Source organism: Cupriavidus sp. DF5525 (assembly GCF_040149425.2).
Lineage (GTDB): Bacteria > Pseudomonadota > Gammaproteobacteria > Burkholderiales > Burkholderiaceae > Cupriavidus > Cupriavidus pickettii_A.
Genome location: NZ_CP168265.1, coordinates 508,328 through 525,463, shown reverse-complemented (window position 1 = coordinate 525,463; position 17,136 = coordinate 508,328). Strand labels below are relative to the sequence as shown.

Sequence of the window (17,136 nt, the reverse complement as noted above, 5' to 3'; positions counted from 1 at the left end):
TCAGCCTGGTCCGCTCAGCGCGCCGGCTTGCGGTTGCCGCCGAGCAGCGCGGCCTGCGGCGCGGGGCGGCGGTTGCGTGCGGGAGCCGGCGCGGCGTCGTGCGCCGGGCGCGCGGGCTGGGCCGCGGCGCGCTGCTGGCCGCGCGCCGGGTCCTGGCCGTCGCGGCGCGGGGCGGGGCTACGCGCGCCGGCGGGCTGGCCGGTGCGGTTGCCGTTGCCGGAACCGTTGCCGCGCGAGCCGCCTTCGGCAGCGCGCGTGCGCGGCTGGCCTTGCGGCTGGCCGCCCTGCCCCTGGCGCGGCTCGCGCGCAGGACGCTGGCGTGGGGCGCTCTCGCCTTCGGCGCCATTGCCGGCCGGACGTGCCTGGCCGCGTCCGCGGCCCTGGCTTGGTGCCTGGCCGCCACCGCCGCGCTGCTGGCGGCCCTTCTGGATCGGCTCGGGCGCGATGCTGGGGTCGACTTCGAAGCCCGGCAGCGCGGTCTGCTCAAGCTTGCGCTTGATCAGCCGTTCGATATCGCGCAACAGCGCATGCTCGTCCACGCAGACCAGCGAGATCGCCTCGCCCTCGGCGCCGGCGCGGCCGGTGCGGCCGATGCGGTGCACGTAGTCTTCCGGCACGTTGGGCAGGTCGAAGTTGACCACGTGCGGCAGCTGGTCGATATCGATGCCGCGCGCGGCGATATCGGTCGCCACCAGCAGGCGCAGCGTGCCGGCCTTGAACTCGGACAGCGCGCGCGTGCGCGCCGACTGGCTCTTGTTGCCGTGGATCGCCAGCGCCGACAGGCCATCCTTGGTCAACTGCTCGGCCAGGCGGTTGGCGCCGTGCTTGGTGCGCGTGAACACCAGCACCTGGTGCCAGTCATGCTGGCGCACCAGGTGGGCCAGCAGTTCGCGCTTGCGCTCGCGGTCCACCGGGTAGACGCGCTGGTCCACGGTTTCGGCGGTGGTGTTGCGGCGCGCCACCTCGATCGAGGCCGGGTTGTTCAGCAGCCGGTCGGCCAGCGCGCGGATATCGTCCGAGAACGTCGCCGAGAACAGCAGGTTCTGGCGCTTGGCCGGCAGCACGTTGAGGATCTTGCGGATGTCATGGATGAAGCCCATGTCGAGCATGCGGTCGGCTTCATCGAGCACCAGCAGCTCCACCTGCGACAGGTCGATGGTGCGCTGGGACACGTGGTCCAGCAGGCGGCCGGGCGTGGCCACCACGATCTCGACGCCGCGCTTGAGTTGCTCGATCTGCGGGTTGATGCCGACGCCGCCGAACATCACCATGGAGCGCAAGCGCAGGTACTTGCCGTAGTTGCGCACGCTCTCCTCGACCTGAGCGGCCAGTTCCCGCGTGGGCGTCAACACCAGCGCGCGCACCGGCACCCGGGCCGGCCGCGGCGCGCCATTGGCGGCACGGGCCGCGGCGGTGTCAGACAGCAGCTGCAGCATCGGCAGCGTAAAGCCGGCGGTCTTGCCGGTGCCGGTCTGGGCGCCGGCGAGCAGGTCGCCGCCCTTGAGGATGGCGGGGATCGCCTGGGCCTGGATGGGGGTCGGCGTGGTGTAGCCCTGTTCGGCCACGGCACGCACAATCTTTTCGGACAAACCGAGTTCAGAGAAAGACATGAATTGCTGCTTCGGCCATCGCTGCGCACGTGGTGCGCCTAACGCCGGATGGCTCGTGTAATCGATAGCGCTATCGGATCAGAAAAGGGCGAAAGTGGCCGGGGGCCAGCCTGGCGGGACCATCGGGGCCCGGCCGCGCAAGAAAGGTCGCTAGTGTACCAGCCCGGGGCGAGCCGGTTCTGCACATGGCCCAGGCCCGTATGCACGGCGGCGCACACTGGTCCGGAGCGGGTGGCGCTGCGCTATCATGGCTGCCTCCCCCGGCCACTATCCCGGCCCCCTGCCCGGCCCTGCCCGGCGCCCCGGAAAGCCGCCATGCGCTTGCGATTCCTCGAAGACCAGGAAGTTACCCTGTTCGCGGCCATCCCGGTCGGGATCGTCGCGGCCATCGCCACCACTTTATTCAAGGAGGCGCTGGAAGGCGCCGGCGTGGTGCTGTTTTCCAGCCACGCCGACGTGGTTGCCGTCTTCGCCACGCTGGCGCTGGTGTGGCGCGTGGTGGTGCCGGCGGTCGGTGGCGCGCTCGCCGGGGCGCTGCTGGTGCTGGCCAACCGCCTGGCCGGCAGCCACCGCGGCGCCACTGACTATATGGAGGCGGTGGCCAATGGCAGCGGCCGCCTGCCGGTGCGCATCACGCTGCTGCGCGCGCTGTCGTCGTTCTTCTCGATCGTCAGCGGCAGCTCGGTCGGCAAGGAAGGCGCGATGATCCAGCTGGCCGCGCTGTGCGGCTCGCTGTTCCCGTCGACGCGGCTGGAGCGCGGCGGCGGCTCCAATATGCGGCGCATGCTGACCGCATGCGGTGCCGCGGCGGGCCTCGCCACCGTCTATCACACCCCTTTTTCCGCCGCGGTCTTCGTTGCCGAAGTGGTGTTCGGGGCACTAGCGGTGCAGCGGCTGATGCCGTTGTTCCTCGCGTCGGTGGCCGGCGCCATGGTCAGCCAGTGGCACGGCGGCCTGCAGCCGCTCTATCCCGGCCTGGACATCGCGCCCGACCTTCGCCCCCACATCCTGCTGGCCGCGGCCGCGCTGGGCGTGGCCGCCGGCATCGCGGGCGCGCTCTTCATGCGTGCGGCCGGCTTTGCGCGCAGCCGCTTCGCCGGCGTGCCAGGCGGGCCGGTGGCGCGGCTGGCGCTTGGCGGGGCGCTGGTCGGCGTGCTGGCGATGGCGGTGCCGGAGGTGGTGGGCAACGGCTACTCCACCATCCAGACCATCCTGCAGGAGCAGCCGCTGAGCGTGCCGGTGGCCGGCGTGCTGCTGGCCAAGCTGGTGGCGACCGTGATCAGCATGGGCTCGGGTGCGGTCGGCGGCGTGTTCACGCCCTCGCTGTTCGTCGGCGCGGCACTCGGGCAGTTGCTGGCGATCGGGATGCAGGGGACGGCGGCCGGCGCGGCGCCGCTGCTGCCGCTGGTCGGCATGAGTGCCTTCCTGGCCGCCACCAGCCAGGCGCCGCTGATGTCGGTGCTGATGGTGTTCGAGATGACGCTGGCGCCGGCGCTGCTGCTGCCGTCGATGATCGGCGCGGTGGCGGCGTACTACACGGCGTCGCGCTGCCAGACGCTGTCGCTGTACAGCGTGATCGCCGAGCGCGCGCAAGCCTCGGCCGCGGCCGAGCATGCGCGCACGCTGACGCTGGCCGGCCTGTGCGACCCGACCGACACCGTGCTCGACCCCAACGCCACGCTGGGCGCGGCGGCGGACAAGTTCGCCGAAACCGGCACGCGCTATCTCTATCTGGTGGAACCTGACGGCCGCCTGCTGGGCGCGTTGTCGATCCATGCCTTGCAGCGCGCCCAGCGCGAGGGCGCGCCGGATGACGTACTGGCACTGGCCGAGCGCGACTTTCCGGCGCTGACACCCGATTCGCGGCTGCGCGACGCGCTGGCGGTGTTCGCCGAGCACGGCATCAACCGCATCCCGCTGGTGCGCGACACCACCAGCCGCGAACTGATGGGCACGGTGTCCAAGCAGCGTGTGCTGCAAGAGGCATCCTGCCTGTTCTGAGCACAAACCCGATCCCCGCATCGCCAGGCCCGTCAGCGGGGAAAAGAGCGGGTAAAATGGCGGGTTGCGCCCGCCTTCGGGCGATCCCGCCAACGCTTCGTCCTTTTTGTCGGAGTTCCCCCCATGCCAGCAGGTCATGATGCGCGCCGCCAGGCGCCGGAGTCTGTCAAACCCTCGCGCGGGCGGAGGCGTGCGCTGGCCTGCGCCGGCGCCCTGCTGCTCGGCGCGGCCAGCGCGGCGGCCCAGCCGGTGCGGGTGATCCCGGACGATGCGCAGGCGGCAAAGCTGGTCATCGCCACACCGTCGGCCGGCGCGCCGCAGACGGCCACGCTGGACGGCAAGACCGTGGGCGTGGCGCCGGGGCTGCGCCTGTTCGGCACCGACAACCAGCTGCTGGCCAAGACCGCGGTGGCGGGCCAGAAGCTGCCGGTGCGGTACAAGCTGGACCTGTACGGCCAACTGCTGACGGCCTGGGTGCTGAGCGAGCCCGAACAGAAGGCGCTGAAAGCAAAATCGTAGTCCCCCTTGAAGTTCGCCCCAGAAGTGCGACCGGCGTGCCCCACGCGCCGGCCGCGTTGTTGCAACACCCTGATGCCCCCAGGTCAACCACTGAGATCGGCATATGAAGAAAGTTTTCGTCAAGACGTACGGCTGCCAGATGAACGAGTACGACTCGGACAAGATGGTCGACGTCCTCCACGCCAGCCAGGGGCTGGAACCCACCGACAACGTCGAAGACGCCGACGTGATCCTGTTCAACACCTGCTCGGTGCGCGAGAAGGCGCAGGAGAAGGTGTTCTCGGAACTGGGCCGGATGAAGGCACTCAAGGCCGTCAAGCCTGATCTGGTGATCGGCGTGGGCGGCTGCGTGGCCAGCCAGGAAGGCGCCAGCATCGTCTCGCGCGCGCCGTATGTCGACGTGGTGTTCGGCCCGCAGACGCTGCACCGCCTGCCCGACCTGATCGCGCGGCGCCAGCGCACCGGCCAGTCGCAGGTGGATATCTCCTTCCCCGAGATCGAGAAGTTCGACCACCTGCCGCCGGCACGCGTCGATGGCCCGAGCGCCTTTGTCTCGATCATGGAAGGCTGCTCCAAGTACTGCAGCTACTGCGTGGTGCCCTACACCCGCGGCGAGGAAGTGTCGCGCCCGTTCGAAGACGTGCTGGCTGAAGTCGCCGGCCTGGCCGAGCAAGGCGTGCGCGAAGTCACGCTGCTGGGCCAGAACGTCAACGCCTATCGCGGCAAGATGGGCGATACCACCGAGATCGCCGACTTTGCGCTGCTGATCGAGTACGTGGCCGAGATCCCCGGCATCGAGCGCATCCGCTACACCACCAGCCACCCGAAGGAATTCACCTCGCGCCTGGTCGAGCTGTACGGCCGCTGCGGAAAGCTGGTAAACCATTTGCACCTGCCGGTGCAGCATGCGTCCGACCGCATCCTGATGGCGATGAAGCGCGGCTACAGCGTGCTGGAGTACAAGAGCATCATCCGCAAGCTGCGCGTGCTGCGCCCGGACATGTCGATGTCGTCGGACTTCATCGTCGGCTTCCCCGGCGAGACCGATGCCGACTTCGAGAAGCTGATGGCGATGATCGAGGAGATCGGCTACGACACCTCGTTCTCGTTTATCTTCAGCCCGCGCCCCGGCACGCCCGCGGCCAACCTGCACGACGACACCCCGCACGAAGTCAAGCTGCGACGGCTGCAACGGCTGCAGGCCACGATCGAGGAAAACGTGCAGCGCATCAGCCGGAACATGGTCGGCTCGGTGCAGCGCATCCTGGTGGAAGGGCCCGCGCGCAAGGACCCGACCGAGCTGCACGGACGCACCGAGAACAACCGCGTGGTCAACTTCGCGCTGCCGGGCGTGCCCCAGGCCGGCCGCGACCGGCTGGTCGGCCAGCTGGTCGATGTCAGCATCACGCAGGCGTTCCCGCACTCTCTGCGCGGCGAGATCGTGGTACGCCAGTAATCCACGCAGGTTTCAGCGAGGCCATCGCCAACCGATGAAGATCCCTTCCGCAGAATTCGTCGCCCCCAGGGACGACAACACCCGGCTGCAAAACCTGTGCGGGCCGCTCGACGAAAACCTGCGCCAGATCGAGCAGGCGCTCGACGTGACCATCCAGCGGCGCGGCCACCGCATGACGGTGCGCGGCAACAATGCGCAAGACACCGCGGCGGCGCTGGAGCGCTTCTACAACCAGGCGCGCACGCCGCTGTCGATCGACGACGTGCAGCTAGGCCTGGTGGAAACGCGCCAGCTGTCCGCCCACGGCAGCTACCTGCCCGGCAACGGCGACGATGTCGAAGAGCGCGAGATCGGCGACGAATCGCCGGTGCTGCACACCCGCCGCCCCGGCCTGCAGGGCCGCACCGTGGCGCAGCGCGACTACCTGCGCAATATCCTGTCGCACGACCTGACCATGGGCATCGGCCCGGCCGGCACCGGCAAGACCTACCTGGCGGTGGCGTGCGCGGTCGACGCGCTGGAGCGCGATGCGGTCAAGCGCATCGTGCTGACGCGCCCGGCGGTGGAAGCCGGCGAGCGCCTGGGCTTCCTGCCCGGCGACCTGGCGCAGAAGGTCGATCCCTACCTGCGCCCCCTGTATGACGCGCTGTACGACCTGCTCGGCTTCGACCGCACGCAGAAGATGTTCGAGCGCCAGATGATCGAGATCGCGCCGCTGGCCTATATGCGCGGGCGCACGCTGAACCATGCCTTCATCATCCTGGACGAGGCGCAGAACACCACGCCCGAGCAGATGAAGATGTTCCTCACGCGCATCGGCTTCGGCTCGAAGGCGGTGATCACCGGCGACATCACGCAGATCGACCTGCCCAAGGGCCAGAAGAGCGGCCTGGTGGAGGCGCAGCACGTGCTGCGCGACGTGCGCGGCATCGCCTGCACCCGCTTTACCAGCATCGACGTGGTGCGCCATCCGCTGGTGGCGCGCATCGTCGATGCCTATGACGAATACCACGCCCAGCACAAGGACGCGTAATTGAAATCCCAGAAATCCAAGTCTTCCGGCGTCAGCCTGACCCTGTTCGATAACGAAGGCCGCGCGCGCAAGAGCGCCGCGCACGCGCTGCGCGTGCAGTTGCCCGACGGCCGCAGCATCACCCTGGACCTGTCGCAGGCCGCCGACGGCGTGCTCGCGCTGCTGGCCGAGCATACCGATACCAACCAGCAGGCCGGCCTGCTGGTGCGCCCGGACAACCATGACGCACTGTCGGTGGCCGTGACCGCCACGCCGGTGGTCACCACCACGGGCACCCCGGCCACCCCGCCCGCCCTGGAACTCGAGATCCAGAATGGCGACGGTGTCGGCAAGCGCGCCGGCCTGCCGCCGCGCCGCAAGATCGAAACCTGGGTCAAGTCGGCGCTGTACGCCGACGCCACGCTGACCATCCGCTTTGTCGGCGAGGAAGAAGGCCGCACGCTGAACCGCACCTATCGCGGCAAGGACTACGCCACCAACGTGCTGACCTTTGCCTATGCGGAGAACGAGGAGGACCCGGTCACGGGCGATATCGTGCTGTGCTGCCCGGTGGTGGAAGCCGAGGCGCGCGAGCAGCACAAGCCGCTGGAAGCGCACTATGCGCACCTGATCGTGCACGGCGTGCTGCATGCGCAGGGGTATGAGCACGAGGACGAGGCCGAGGCCGAGGAAATGGAGGCGATCGAGACCGAAACGCTGCAGGCGCTGGGTTATGCCGATCCCTATCTTGCGGAGCGCATCGCGACCGCGTGATGCCGCCCGCACAGGCGGCGTCCTGACGGGCGCTGCCTGCATCACTTGCGGCGTCGGCGGCCCGCCCACCGTCACGGGACGGTCAGGCTTTTAGTGTATCCTTCAGACGATCTCCACCACGCGCTCGCCGCGAAATGAACGACCCCTATCCCAGTTCGAAGCCCGCCTATCTGAGGCAGACCGATCGTCCCAGATCGCTTCTCGAACGCCTGTCAGACCTGATTTCCCCCGAACCGGACACCCGAGCGGAACTGCTTGAAGTGCTCCAGGAAGCGCACGAGCGCAACCTGATCGATGCCGATTCGCTCTCCATGATCGAGGGCGTATTCCAGGTCTCCGAACTGACCGCGCGCGACATCATGGTGCCGCGTGCGCAGATGGATATGGTCAACATCGCCGACGCGCCGGAGACCTTCATCCCGTTCATGCAGCTGACCGCGCACTCGCGCTTCCCGGTCTATGAAGGCAGCCGTGACAACATCATCGGCATCCTGCTGGCCAAGGACCTGCTGCGCTACTACACCGACCCCGCCTTCGACCTGCGCGAAACGCTGCGCCCGGCGGTGTTCATCCCCGAGTCCAAGCGCCTGAACATCCTGCTGCGCGAATTCCGCATCAACCGCAACCATATCGCCATCGTCGTGGACGAGTACGGCGGCGTGGCCGGGCTGGTGACGATCGAGGACGTGCTGGAGCAGATCGTGGGCGATATCGAGGACGAGTTCGACCTCGACGAGGACCAGGACAATATCCTGCCGATGCCCGACGGGAGCTGGCGCGTGCACGGCCTGACCGAGATCGCCCAGTTCAACGAGGCCTTCGGCACCGCCTTCTCCGACCACGACGTCGATACCGTGGGCGGGCTGTTGTCCAACCACGTGGGCCATGTGCCCCACCGCGGCGAGATCATCACCCTGCCGCCGATCCGCTTCGAAGTGCTGCGCGCCGACGCGCGGCAGGTACACCTGCTGCAGGTGCACCGCGAATCCCAATCCGACAGCTTGAGCGTGGCCGGCGCATGAAGCGTCCCGCCCCGATCCTCAACGGCGCCGCCGCTGCCGACGCCGACACTGCCGGCGTGCCTGGCACGCAAGCGCGGTCGCGCGCCGCCGCCATGGCGCGGCTGCTGCTGGCCGGCGTGCTCGGCATCGCCCATACGCAAGCTTTTGCCCCGCATGACTGGTGGTGGCTGCAGATCCTGTCGCTGGCGGGCCTGGCCGCGCTGATGGCCGATGCGCCGCGCGCGCGCATGGCCGCGGCCACCGGCTTTGCCTTCGGGCTGGGCTGGTTCCTGTCCGGCATCTGGTGGCTCTATATCAGCATGCACGTCTACGGTGAGATGCCGGCGTGGATGGCGGCGCTGGCAGTGGTGCTGTTCTCGGGCTACCTGTCGCTGTGGCCCGCGCTGGCCGGCGCGCTGTGGCACCGGCTGACGGCGCGCCTGCCCCAGGCCGGGCTGCTGGCGGCGCTTGCGTTCGGCGCCGCCTGGGGCCTGACGGAATGGCTGCGCGGCGTGGTGTTCACCGGATTCCCGTGGCTGTCGGGCGGCTATGCCCATACCGACGGCCCGCTGGCGGGCTTTGCGCCGCTGGCCGGCGTCTACGGCATCGGCGCGCTGGCGGCCGCGGTGGCGGCGCTGCTGGCAGCCGCGGTGCGCAGCCTGGGCCAGGGCGCGCGCGGCCGCGCGCTGGCGGCGCTGGCGCTTGCGCTGATCCTGCCCGCGGCGGGCGCGGCACTGGCACCGCTGGCGTGGACCACGCCCGCCGGCAAGCCGCTGTCGGTGCGGCTGCTGCAGGGCAATGTGGCGCAGGACATCAAGTTCGAGGCCGCCGGCATCCAGCGTTCGCTCGAGCTGTACCGCGACATGATCACCGCGCAGCCGGCCGACCTGGTGGTGACGCCCGAGACCGCCTTCCCGGTGATCCTGCAGGAGCTGCCGGTCGAGGTGGCGGTGGCGGTGCGCGACTTCGCACTGGGCAGCGGCACCTCGGTGCTGTTCGGCGCGGCGGGTGCGGATTCGCCGGTGGACTTCACTAACAGCGTGTTCGGCATCGGGCCGCAGACCGAGCGGCTGTACCGCTACAACAAGCACCACCTGGTGCCGTTCGGCGAGTTCATCCCGCTGGGCTTCCGCTGGTTCGTCGACATGATGAAGATGCCGCTGGGCGACTTCCGCCGCGGCGGGCTCGACCAGGAGCCGCTGCCGGTGCGCGGCGTGCGCGTGGCGCCCAATATCTGTTATGAGGATTTGTTCGGCGAGGAGATTGCGCAAACCCTGCGCCAGCAGGTGGCGCCGGCCAATATCCTGGCCAACCTGACCAACCTGGCCTGGTTCGGCGACACCATCGCGCTGGACCAGCATCTGCAGATCTCGCGCATGCGCGCACTGGAGACGCGCCGGCCGATGCTGCGCTCGACCAATACCGGAATGACCGCGGTGGTGCGCCCGGACGGCACGGTGCAGGCGCGGCTGCCGACCTTCACGGTCGGCACGCTCACTGCCGAGGTGCAGGGCATGCAGGGGCTGACGCCTTATATCCGCTGGGGGAATGCGCCGGTGCTGGCGCTGTTTGCGCTGGTGCTGGGGGTGGCTGCCTGGCGGGTGCGCCGGGCAAGCTGAGGGCGCCGGAGGCGGCGGGATCGCCGCTGCGCTTCCGGGTCCGCTATAGGCGCAAGGCGCGCAATTCGCGCGGCTCGCGTGGGCCGCTTCAGCCCATCAGGCCGGTCGCCACCGACACGGCGGCCGCGGCGATCATGACCGCGATTGCGACCAGGTAAGGTTTGCGAGAAAGAAGTGTCATGGTCAAAGTCCCCATCGATAATCAGTCACCGACAACCGGCCGCTGCCTGAAGCAGTCAGCCGGCCGTGCCAGCCATGCCGGCACGGATGTCAATCGCAACGCTCGAACGGGTTGCTTACTCATACTGTATACAAAAACTTTATCGGCAAGCGCCCGATCCACTTGAAAAACGGGTCGGTATTTTCCCGAAGCGTTGCGTAAGGCCGACATCCGGCGGGCTCCCGGAAGTTCGATCGGCCCCCTCCCCGGCCCCGCCAAACGGGGCGCCCGGCCAAAAAGCCGATAGAATTCAGGGTTTGGCGAAATCCGTATGCGGCGGCCACGGCACGCGCTGCGCGGCCACCATGCCGGGCGGCGCCATCGCCCCGGGCGCCTCTACCTAGTCTTCATATGCTGACCTTCCAACAAATGATTCTGACCCTGCAGGCCTACTGGGACCGGCAGGGCTGCGCGCTGTTGCAACCCATCGATCTGGAGGTCGGCGCCGGGACTTCGCACGTGCACACCTTCCTGCGCGCGATCGGCCCCGAGCCGTGGCGTGCCGCCTACGTGCAGCCGTCGCGCCGCCCGAAGGACGGGCGCTATGGCGAGAACCCCAACCGCCTGCAGCACTACTACCAGTACCAGGTGGTGCTCAAGCCCGCGCCGGAGAACATCCTGGAGCTGTACCTGGGCTCGCTCGAGGCGCTGGGCCTGGACCTGAAGCAGAACGACATCCGCTTCGTCGAGGACGACTGGGAGAACCCCACACTGGGCGCCTGGGGCCTGGGCTGGGAAGTCTGGCTCAACGGCATGGAAGTGACCCAGTTCACCTACTTCCAGCAGGTCGGCGGCATCGACTGCAAGCCCATCACCGGCGAAATCACCTACGGCATCGAGCGCCTGGCGATGTACCTGCAGAAGGTCGAGAACGTCTACGACCTGGTCTGGACCGAATGGGTCGAGAACGGCGAGACGCGCCGCCTTACGTACGGCGACGTGTACCACCAGAACGAGGTCGAGCAGTCGACCTACAACTTTGAGCACAGCAATACCGAAATCCTGTTCCGCCATTTCGCCGAGCACGAAGGCGAGGCCAAGCGCCTGATGGGCAATGGCGAAGGCGGCGAGGAAGGCCAGGCCGCGTCCGGCACGCGCCTGGCGCTGCCCGCCTACGAGCAGGTGCTCAAGGCCGCGCACACCTTCAACCTGCTGGATGCGCGCGGCGCGATCTCGGTGACCGAGCGCGCGGCGTATATCGGCCGCATCCGCAACCTGTCGCGCGCGGTGGCGCAGGCCTACTACGACTCGCGCGAAGCCCTCGGCTTTCCGATGTGTGGCGGCAACAGGGCCAACGGCGGAGCCAAGGCATGACGCAACTGGCGCGCAGCGCGCTGTGCTGCGCCATGGCGCTCGCCGCGCTGGCCGCCGCGGGCAATGCCGCCGGCGCGCGCGCGCAGGCCGCACCCGCCCCGCAGGCGCTGCTGCTGCCGGCGGAACTGAGCAATGTGTGCGAGGCCGACCCGCAGGCGCTGCAACTGGCCATGGCGCGCCACTGGCGTCCGTCACTGAATTCGCTCGACCAGTGGACGCAGCTGGTGCGCTCGTTCTCGTGCGACCTGTCCGGCCAGCGCGACCTGGGCTGGCACCGCGTGCCGCTGCGCGCCTATGAGAGCGCGATCCGCTATCCGCTGACCTGGGTCGAGGTGGAAACGCGCGACGGCCGCACCCGCCGCAAGGTCAAGACGTACTACTCGGCCGCGCAGCTGCCGCCGAAGATCGATTTCTGGGTGGGCGGGCGCATCGACGAGATCCGCTACGACAAACGCCAGCGCCGCATCGATGCGCGCTTCCCGGCCGCGGGCAGCCGCGGCGGCAGCAACGGCGCGGCTAGCGCCGCGGCGGCCGCGCAATGCGCCTACACCACGCTGCAATTCCGGCAACAGAACGGCCTGTGGCTGCTGTCCGGAGTGGAACCTAATCTTTCGCCGCGCTGCTGATCCAGCGACGCGCGCTACAACCTGTTGGATACGATTCATGTCGCAACCCATGACCGACTCGCTGCTGATCGAACTGTTCACCGAAGAGCTGCCTCCCAAGGCGCTGGCGCGTCTGGGCGACGCCTTCGCGCAGGGCCTGTTCGCAGGCCTGGGCGAGCGCGACTTGCTTGAGACGGGCGCCACCGTGACGCCGTTCGCCACGCCGCGCCGGCTGGCCGCGCTGGTTTCCGGCGTGCGCCGCAACGCGCCGGACCGCGAGCAGCGCGAGAAGGTCCTGCCGCTGTCGGTAGCACTCGGCGCCAACGGCGAGCCCACCCCGCCGCTGGCCAAGAAACTGGCCGCGCTGGCCAAGTCCGTCGGCGTGGCCGAGATCGACTGGCAGTCGCTGGAGCGCGCCTCCGACGGCAAGGCCGAGGCCTTCTTCTACCGCTACACCGCGCGCGGCGCCGAGCTGGCCGCCGGGCTGCAGGCGGCGCTGGAAGACACCATCGCCAAACTGCCGATCCCCAAGGTAATGAGCTACCAGCGCCCGGACGGCAACACGGTGAATTTCGTGCGCCCGGCGCACAGCCTGATCGCGCTGTTCGGCAGCGAGATCCTGCCGGTGTCGGTGCTGGGCCTGCAGGCGAGCAACCTGACCCAGGGCCACCGCTTCCTGTCGCATGGCGCGATCGAGATCGCCCATGCCAACGACTATGCCAGGCAGCTCGAGTCCGCCGGCCGCGTGGTCGCCAGTTATGCCGAGCGCCGCGAGCGCATGCGCACCGCGCTGCTGGCCGAAGCCGGCGCCGACCAGGTGATCATGCCTGAGTCGCTGCTGGACGAGGTCAATTCGCTGGTGGAATGGCCGGTGGTCTACGCCTGCCATTTCGAGGAAGCCTTCCTGGCAGTGCCGCAGGAATGCCTGATCCTGACCATGCAGACCAACCAGAAGTACTTTGCGCTGACCGATGCCGACGGGCACCTGCGCAACCGCTTCCTGATCGTGTCCAACCTGGCCACCGAGACGCCGCAGTCGATCATCACCGGCAACGAGCGCGTGGTGCGCCCGCGCCTGGCCGATGCCAAGTTCTTCTTCGACCAGGACCGCAAGAAGACGCTCGCCTCGCGCGTGCCGCAACTGGCCAGCGTGGTCTACCACAACAAGATCGGCACGCAGCTGGATCGGGTGCAGCGCCTGCAGCAGATCGCCGGCCATATCGCCGACGCGCTCAACGCTGCCGGCGTGCCGACCGACAAGGCCGCCGCGATGCGCGGCGCCGAGCTGGCCAAGGCCGACCTGCTGACCGACATGGTCGGCGAGTTCCCCGAGCTGCAGGGCACCATGGGCACCTACTACGCCCGCCACGACGACGAAGCCGAAGACGTGGCGCTGGCCTGCTCCGAACACTACCGCCCCCGCTTTGCCGGCGACGCGCTGCCCGAGGGCGCCGTCAGCACCGCCGTGGCGCTGGCCGACAAGCTCGAAACCCTGGTCGGGATCTGGGGCATCGGCCTGCAGCCCACCGGCGAGAAAGACCCATTCGCGCTGCGCCGCCACGCGCTGGGCATCCTGCGCATGCTGATCGAGAAGCCGCTGGCGCTGTCGATGGCCTCGCTGCTGGCGCTGACGCAGCAGTCCTTTGCCGGCGTCGCCGCGGTCAAGCCGGCGCCCGAGGCCATCACCGACTTCCTGTACGACCGCGTGCGCGGCTACCTGAAGGACAAGGGCTACACCACCAACGAGGTCGAGGCCGTGGTCAGCCTGCGCCCCGACACGCTGCACGACATCCTCGGCCGCATGGAAGCGGTGCGAACCTTTGCCGCGCTGCCCGAGGCCGAAGCCCTGGCCGCCGCCAACAAGCGCATCACCAACATCCTGCGCAAGAACACCGAGCCGGTCGGCGCGGTCAACCCGGCGCTGCTCCAGGAAGAGGCTGAAGGCGTGCTGCATGCCGCCATCGAGCGCGTGCGGCCGGCGGTGGAAGCTGCCTTTGCCAGCGGCGACTTCACCGCCGCGCTGCGCGACCTGGCGCAGCTGCGCGAAGCGGTCGACCGCTTCTTCGACGACGTGATGGTGATGGCAGAGGACGCGCAGCTGCGCGCCAACCGCCTGGCGCTGCTGGCCTCGCTGCATACGCTGGCCAACCGCGTGGCCGACATCTCCAAGCTGGCCGCCTGAGCAGCGCCAGCCTCAGCCACACCGGAGCCGCACATGCCGCAGACGCCGCCCAAGTTCGTCATCCTGGACCGCGACGGGGTGATCAACCTCGACAGCGACCAGTTCATCAAGACGCCCGATGAATGGGTGCCCATCGACGGCAGCCTGGAAGCCGTCGCCGCGCTCAACCAGGCCGGCTTTCGCGTGGTGATCGCCAGCAACCAGTCCGGCATCGGCCGCGGGCTGTTCGAGATGAGCGCGCTCAACGCCATGCACGAGAAGATGCACACCTCGCTCGCGCGCGTGGGCGGGCGTGTCGACGCGGTGTTTTTCTGCCCGCATACGGCGGCCGACGGCTGCGACTGCCGCAAGCCCAAGCCGGGCATGCTCGAGGAGATCAGCGAGCGCTTCGGCATCGAGCTCCGGGGCGTGCCGATCGTGGGCGATTCGCTGCGCGACCTGGAAGCCGGCGTCGCGATCGGCTGCGCACCGCACCTGGTGCTCAGCGGCAAGGGCCGCAAGACCCTCGACAAGGGCGGCCTGCCGCCCGGCACGCGGGTGCATGACGACCTGCGCGCGTTCGCGCGCTGGCTGACCGGCAACGACGGCGCCGAGCGCCCGCCCGCACAGAACGCCGGCTGACCGCCCGCACCTTTTCCCTAATTGCGCCCCCCGCATGACGTTTCTCCGTTCCCTGTTGTTTGCGCTGTACCTGCTGGTGCTGACGCCGCCCTACGCGTGCGCCTGCTTCCTGGTGTTCCCCTTCATGAATGCCGACCAGCGCTTCCGCTTCGTGCGCGGCTGGCCGCGGATGGTGATCCGGGCCGCGCGCGGCATCTGCGGCATCGATTACCGCATCGAAGGGCATGAGCATATGGACCGCATGCTCGACAAGCCGGTGGTGCTGCTGTCCAAGCACCAGTCGGCCTGGGAGACGGTAGCCTACGTGGCGCTGATGCCCAAGCCGCTGTGCTTCGTGTTCAAGCGCGAGCTGCTGCTGGTGCCGTTCTTCGGCTGGGCGCTGGGCATGCTGAAGATGGTCCATATCAACCGCAAGGAAGGCACGCGCGCCTTTGCCTCGGCCGTGCGCCAGGGCCGCGAGCGGCTCGCCGAAGGCGCCTGGATCATCATGTTCCCGGAGGGCACGCGCACGCGGTCGGGCGAGGAAAGGCCGCGCTACAAGAGCGGCGGCGCGCGCCTGGCAGTGGAAACCGGTGCCTGGGTGCTGCCGATGGCCGTCAACTCGGGCCGCATGTGGCCGCGCAATTCGTTCCTGAAGTATCCGGGCACGGTGACGATCTCGGTCGGCCCGCCGATCGCCTCGGCCAACAAGACCGCCGACCAGCTCAACCAGGAAGTCGCGGCATGGATCGAGCGCGACATGCGCCGCATCGACGCCGAGAGCTACCGTAGCGAACTCCGGAGCGAGCCAGCCGCATGAAGCTGCTGCGCCCCGCCACCGACGCCGACGGCGCACAGCTGGAGCTGCCGCTGGCGGAAACCGCCCACGCGCCGCAGCCTGCTGCCCCGCTCGCCCAGGAACCGCCGCAACTGACCGCCTGGCCGGTGCCGCAACCCAACGCGCGCCTGCTGCATATCGGCGAGCGCCCGCTGCACTACACGCTCAAGCGCTCGTCGCGCCGCACCATCGGCTTCACCATCGACGACCGCGGGCTGTCGATCACCGCGCCGCGCTGGGTCACGCTGGCCGACATCGAATCGGCCATCCTGGAAAAGCAGCGCTGGATCTTCAACAAGATGGGCGAGTGGCGCCACCGCGAGTCGCGCCGCATCCTGCCCACGGTGCAGTGGCGCGACGGCGCCAGCCTGCCCTTCCTCGGGCAGCCGCTGACGCTGGCGCTGGAATCGCCGATCGGCGGGCTGCTGTTCGACGCCGACCGCCGCATGCTGCACCTGGCACTGCCCGGGCATGCCGACGAGCAGCAGATCAAGGACCGCGTGCAGGGCTGGCTGCAGCAGCAGGCGCGCCGGCTGCTGCCCGAGCGGCTGGAGGTCTATGCCGACAAGCTCGGCGTACGTCATTCCGGCTTTGCACTGACCTCGGCCGCGACGCGCTGGGGCAGTTGCACCGCCGATGGCAAGATCCGGCTGAACTGGCGGCTGATGCATTTCCCGCTGTCGATGATCGACTACGTTGCGGCGCACGAGCTGGCGCACCTGAAAGAGATGAACCACGGGCCGCGTTTCTGGGAGACCGTGGAATCGATCTTCCCGGAGTTCCGCGACGCGCGGGCGCAACTGCGTGCGCATCCGCCCGAGCTGTTGCCGACATTCTGAGCGAGCCGGGCGCCGCGCGCCCGCTCGCCGGTGCGTTTCCCGCAAACGCACTAAAATGGCGCCTTCATATACGTACAACGCCTGAAGGCCCCTCAAATGCGACTCCTCCACACCATGCTGCGCGTCGGCGACCTGCAGCGCTCGATCGATTTCTACACCCGCATTCTCGGCATGCAGCTGCTGCGCGAGAGCGACAATTCCGAATACAAGTACCGCCTCGCCTTCGTCGGCTACGGCCCGGAGAGCGAGACCGCGGTGCTGGAGCTGACCTACAACTACGGCGTCGACAAGTACGACCTGGGCACCGCCTACGGCCATATCGCGCTGGAAACCGACAACGCCGCGGCAGCCTGCGAGCGCATCCGCGCTGCCGGCGGCAAGATCACCCGCGAAGCCGGTCCGGTCAAGGGCGGCACCACCGTGATCGCCTTCGTCGAAGACCCGGACGGCTACAAGATCGAGCTGATCGAGCGCCACTCCACCCGCGACGCCAGCCGTCCCTGAGCGTCCCGGCCGTGGACGCCCAAACCCTGACCCGCCGGCCGC

Annotated in this window: 15 protein-coding genes; 14 read left to right on the top strand and 1 reads right to left on the bottom strand. The window is 68.8% G+C overall.

Annotation, left to right across the window (positions count from 1 at the left end; all coding sequences use genetic code 11):
• Positions 1-14: 14 nt before the first annotated feature.
• Complete coding sequence (locus ABNX08_RS02575; RefSeq protein ID WP_374063641.1) at positions 15-1,610, bottom strand: DEAD/DEAH box helicase; 1,596 nt, start codon at positions 1,608-1,610, stop codon at positions 15-17.
• A 315-nt stretch (positions 1,611-1,925) separates the two neighbouring features.
• Between ABNX08_RS02575 and ABNX08_RS02570 the strand changes: the two genes are divergently transcribed.
• The 14 genes from ABNX08_RS02570 (at position 1,926) to gloA (ending at position 17,094) form a co-directional block, all read left to right on the top strand.
• The gene (locus tag ABNX08_RS02570) at positions 1,926-3,611 is read left to right on the top strand and encodes a ClcB-like voltage-gated chloride channel protein (protein WP_041680941.1); all 1,686 of its coding nucleotides are present in this window, start codon (positions 1,926-1,928) and stop codon (positions 3,609-3,611) included.
• Positions 3,612-3,734: 123 nt separating this feature from the next.
• Positions 3,735-4,130 (top strand): hypothetical protein, encoded by a 396-nt coding sequence (locus ABNX08_RS02565; RefSeq protein WP_022533605.1) that lies wholly within the window; start codon positions 3,735-3,737, stop codon positions 4,128-4,130.
• Positions 4,131-4,233: 103 nt separating this feature from the next.
• Positions 4,234-5,586, top strand: coding sequence for a tRNA (N6-isopentenyl adenosine(37)-C2)-methylthiotransferase MiaB (gene miaB, locus ABNX08_RS02560; protein ID WP_349605527.1), 1,353 nt, complete (start codon positions 4,234-4,236; stop codon positions 5,584-5,586).
• 34 nt (positions 5,587-5,620) lie between these two features.
• Positions 5,621-6,619, top strand: coding sequence for a PhoH family protein (locus tag ABNX08_RS02555; RefSeq protein WP_022533603.1), 999 nt, complete (start codon positions 5,621-5,623; stop codon positions 6,617-6,619).
• Complete coding sequence (gene ybeY, locus ABNX08_RS02550) at positions 6,620-7,372, top strand: rRNA maturation RNase YbeY (RefSeq protein WP_349605526.1); 753 nt, start codon at positions 6,620-6,622, stop codon at positions 7,370-7,372.
• Positions 7,373-7,506: 134 nt separating this feature from the next.
• Positions 7,507-8,394: an HlyC/CorC family transporter gene (locus tag ABNX08_RS02545; RefSeq protein WP_022533601.1), complete on the top strand. Its 888-nt coding sequence runs from the start codon at positions 7,507-7,509 to the stop codon at positions 8,392-8,394.
• Positions 8,391-9,992 (top strand): apolipoprotein N-acyltransferase, encoded by a 1,602-nt coding sequence (lnt, locus tag ABNX08_RS02540; protein ID WP_349605525.1) that lies wholly within the window; start codon positions 8,391-8,393, stop codon positions 9,990-9,992. Before ABNX08_RS02545 ends, lnt begins: the two co-directional genes overlap by 4 nt.
• 571 nt (positions 9,993-10,563) lie before the next feature.
• Entirely contained in the window at positions 10,564-11,526 is a 963-nt protein-coding gene (glyQ, locus tag ABNX08_RS02535; protein ID WP_022533598.1) for a glycine--tRNA ligase subunit alpha, read from the top strand.
• The gene (locus tag ABNX08_RS02530; protein ID WP_022533597.1) at positions 11,523-12,152 is read left to right on the top strand and encodes a hypothetical protein; all 630 of its coding nucleotides are present in this window, start codon (positions 11,523-11,525) and stop codon (positions 12,150-12,152) included. The genes glyQ and ABNX08_RS02530 overlap by 4 nt, the downstream gene beginning before the upstream one ends.
• A gap of 37 nt (positions 12,153-12,189) precedes the next feature.
• Positions 12,190-14,313 carry a glycine--tRNA ligase subunit beta gene (glyS, locus tag ABNX08_RS02525; protein ID WP_022533596.1) on the top strand — a complete coding sequence of 708 codons (2,124 nt, stop codon included), beginning with the start codon at positions 12,190-12,192 and terminating at the stop codon, positions 14,311-14,313.
• Positions 14,314-14,346: 33 nt separating this feature from the next.
• Positions 14,347-14,934: a D-glycero-beta-D-manno-heptose 1,7-bisphosphate 7-phosphatase gene (gene gmhB, locus ABNX08_RS02520; protein WP_022533595.1), complete on the top strand. Its 588-nt coding sequence runs from the start codon at positions 14,347-14,349 to the stop codon at positions 14,932-14,934.
• A 34-nt stretch (positions 14,935-14,968) separates the two neighbouring features.
• Positions 14,969-15,733 (top strand): 1-acyl-sn-glycerol-3-phosphate acyltransferase, encoded by a 765-nt coding sequence (locus ABNX08_RS02515; RefSeq protein WP_022533594.1) that lies wholly within the window; start codon positions 14,969-14,971, stop codon positions 15,731-15,733.
• Positions 15,730-16,590 (top strand): M48 family metallopeptidase, encoded by an 861-nt coding sequence (locus ABNX08_RS02510; protein WP_022533593.1) that lies wholly within the window; start codon positions 15,730-15,732, stop codon positions 16,588-16,590. The genes ABNX08_RS02515 and ABNX08_RS02510 overlap by 4 nt, the downstream gene beginning before the upstream one ends.
• Before the next feature lie 96 nt (positions 16,591-16,686).
• Positions 16,687-17,094 carry a lactoylglutathione lyase gene (gene gloA, locus ABNX08_RS02505; RefSeq protein ID WP_022533592.1) on the top strand — a complete coding sequence of 136 codons (408 nt, stop codon included), beginning with the start codon at positions 16,687-16,689 and terminating at the stop codon, positions 17,092-17,094.
• Positions 17,095-17,136 lie beyond the last annotated feature (42 nt).

Coding starts and splice junctions, on each gene's coding strand:
- ABNX08_RS02570 (WP_041680941.1), top strand. CDS start 1,926: ATGCGCTTGCGATTCCTCGAAGACCAGGAAGTTACCCTGTTCGCGGCC.
- glyS (WP_022533596.1), top strand. CDS start 12,190: ATGTCGCAACCCATGACCGACTCGCTGCTGATCGAACTGTTCACCGAA.
- ABNX08_RS02565 (WP_022533605.1), top strand. CDS start 3,735: ATGCCAGCAGGTCATGATGCGCGCCGCCAGGCGCCGGAGTCTGTCAAA.
- ABNX08_RS02555 (WP_022533603.1), top strand. CDS start 5,621: ATGAAGATCCCTTCCGCAGAATTCGTCGCCCCCAGGGACGACAACACC.
- gloA (WP_022533592.1), top strand. CDS start 16,687: ATGCGACTCCTCCACACCATGCTGCGCGTCGGCGACCTGCAGCGCTCG.
- ABNX08_RS02510 (WP_022533593.1), top strand. CDS start 15,730: ATGAAGCTGCTGCGCCCCGCCACCGACGCCGACGGCGCACAGCTGGAG.
- lnt (WP_349605525.1), top strand. CDS start 8,391: ATGAAGCGTCCCGCCCCGATCCTCAACGGCGCCGCCGCTGCCGACGCC.
- gmhB (WP_022533595.1), top strand. CDS start 14,347: ATGCCGCAGACGCCGCCCAAGTTCGTCATCCTGGACCGCGACGGGGTG.
- miaB (WP_349605527.1), top strand. CDS start 4,234: ATGAAGAAAGTTTTCGTCAAGACGTACGGCTGCCAGATGAACGAGTAC.
- ABNX08_RS02515 (WP_022533594.1), top strand. CDS start 14,969: ATGACGTTTCTCCGTTCCCTGTTGTTTGCGCTGTACCTGCTGGTGCTG.
- glyQ (WP_022533598.1), top strand. CDS start 10,564: ATGCTGACCTTCCAACAAATGATTCTGACCCTGCAGGCCTACTGGGAC.
- ABNX08_RS02575 (WP_374063641.1), bottom strand. CDS start 1,610: ATGTCTTTCTCTGAACTCGGTTTGTCCGAAAAGATTGTGCGTGCCGTG.
- ABNX08_RS02530 (WP_022533597.1), top strand. CDS start 11,523: ATGACGCAACTGGCGCGCAGCGCGCTGTGCTGCGCCATGGCGCTCGCC.
- ABNX08_RS02545 (WP_022533601.1), top strand. CDS start 7,507: ATGAACGACCCCTATCCCAGTTCGAAGCCCGCCTATCTGAGGCAGACC.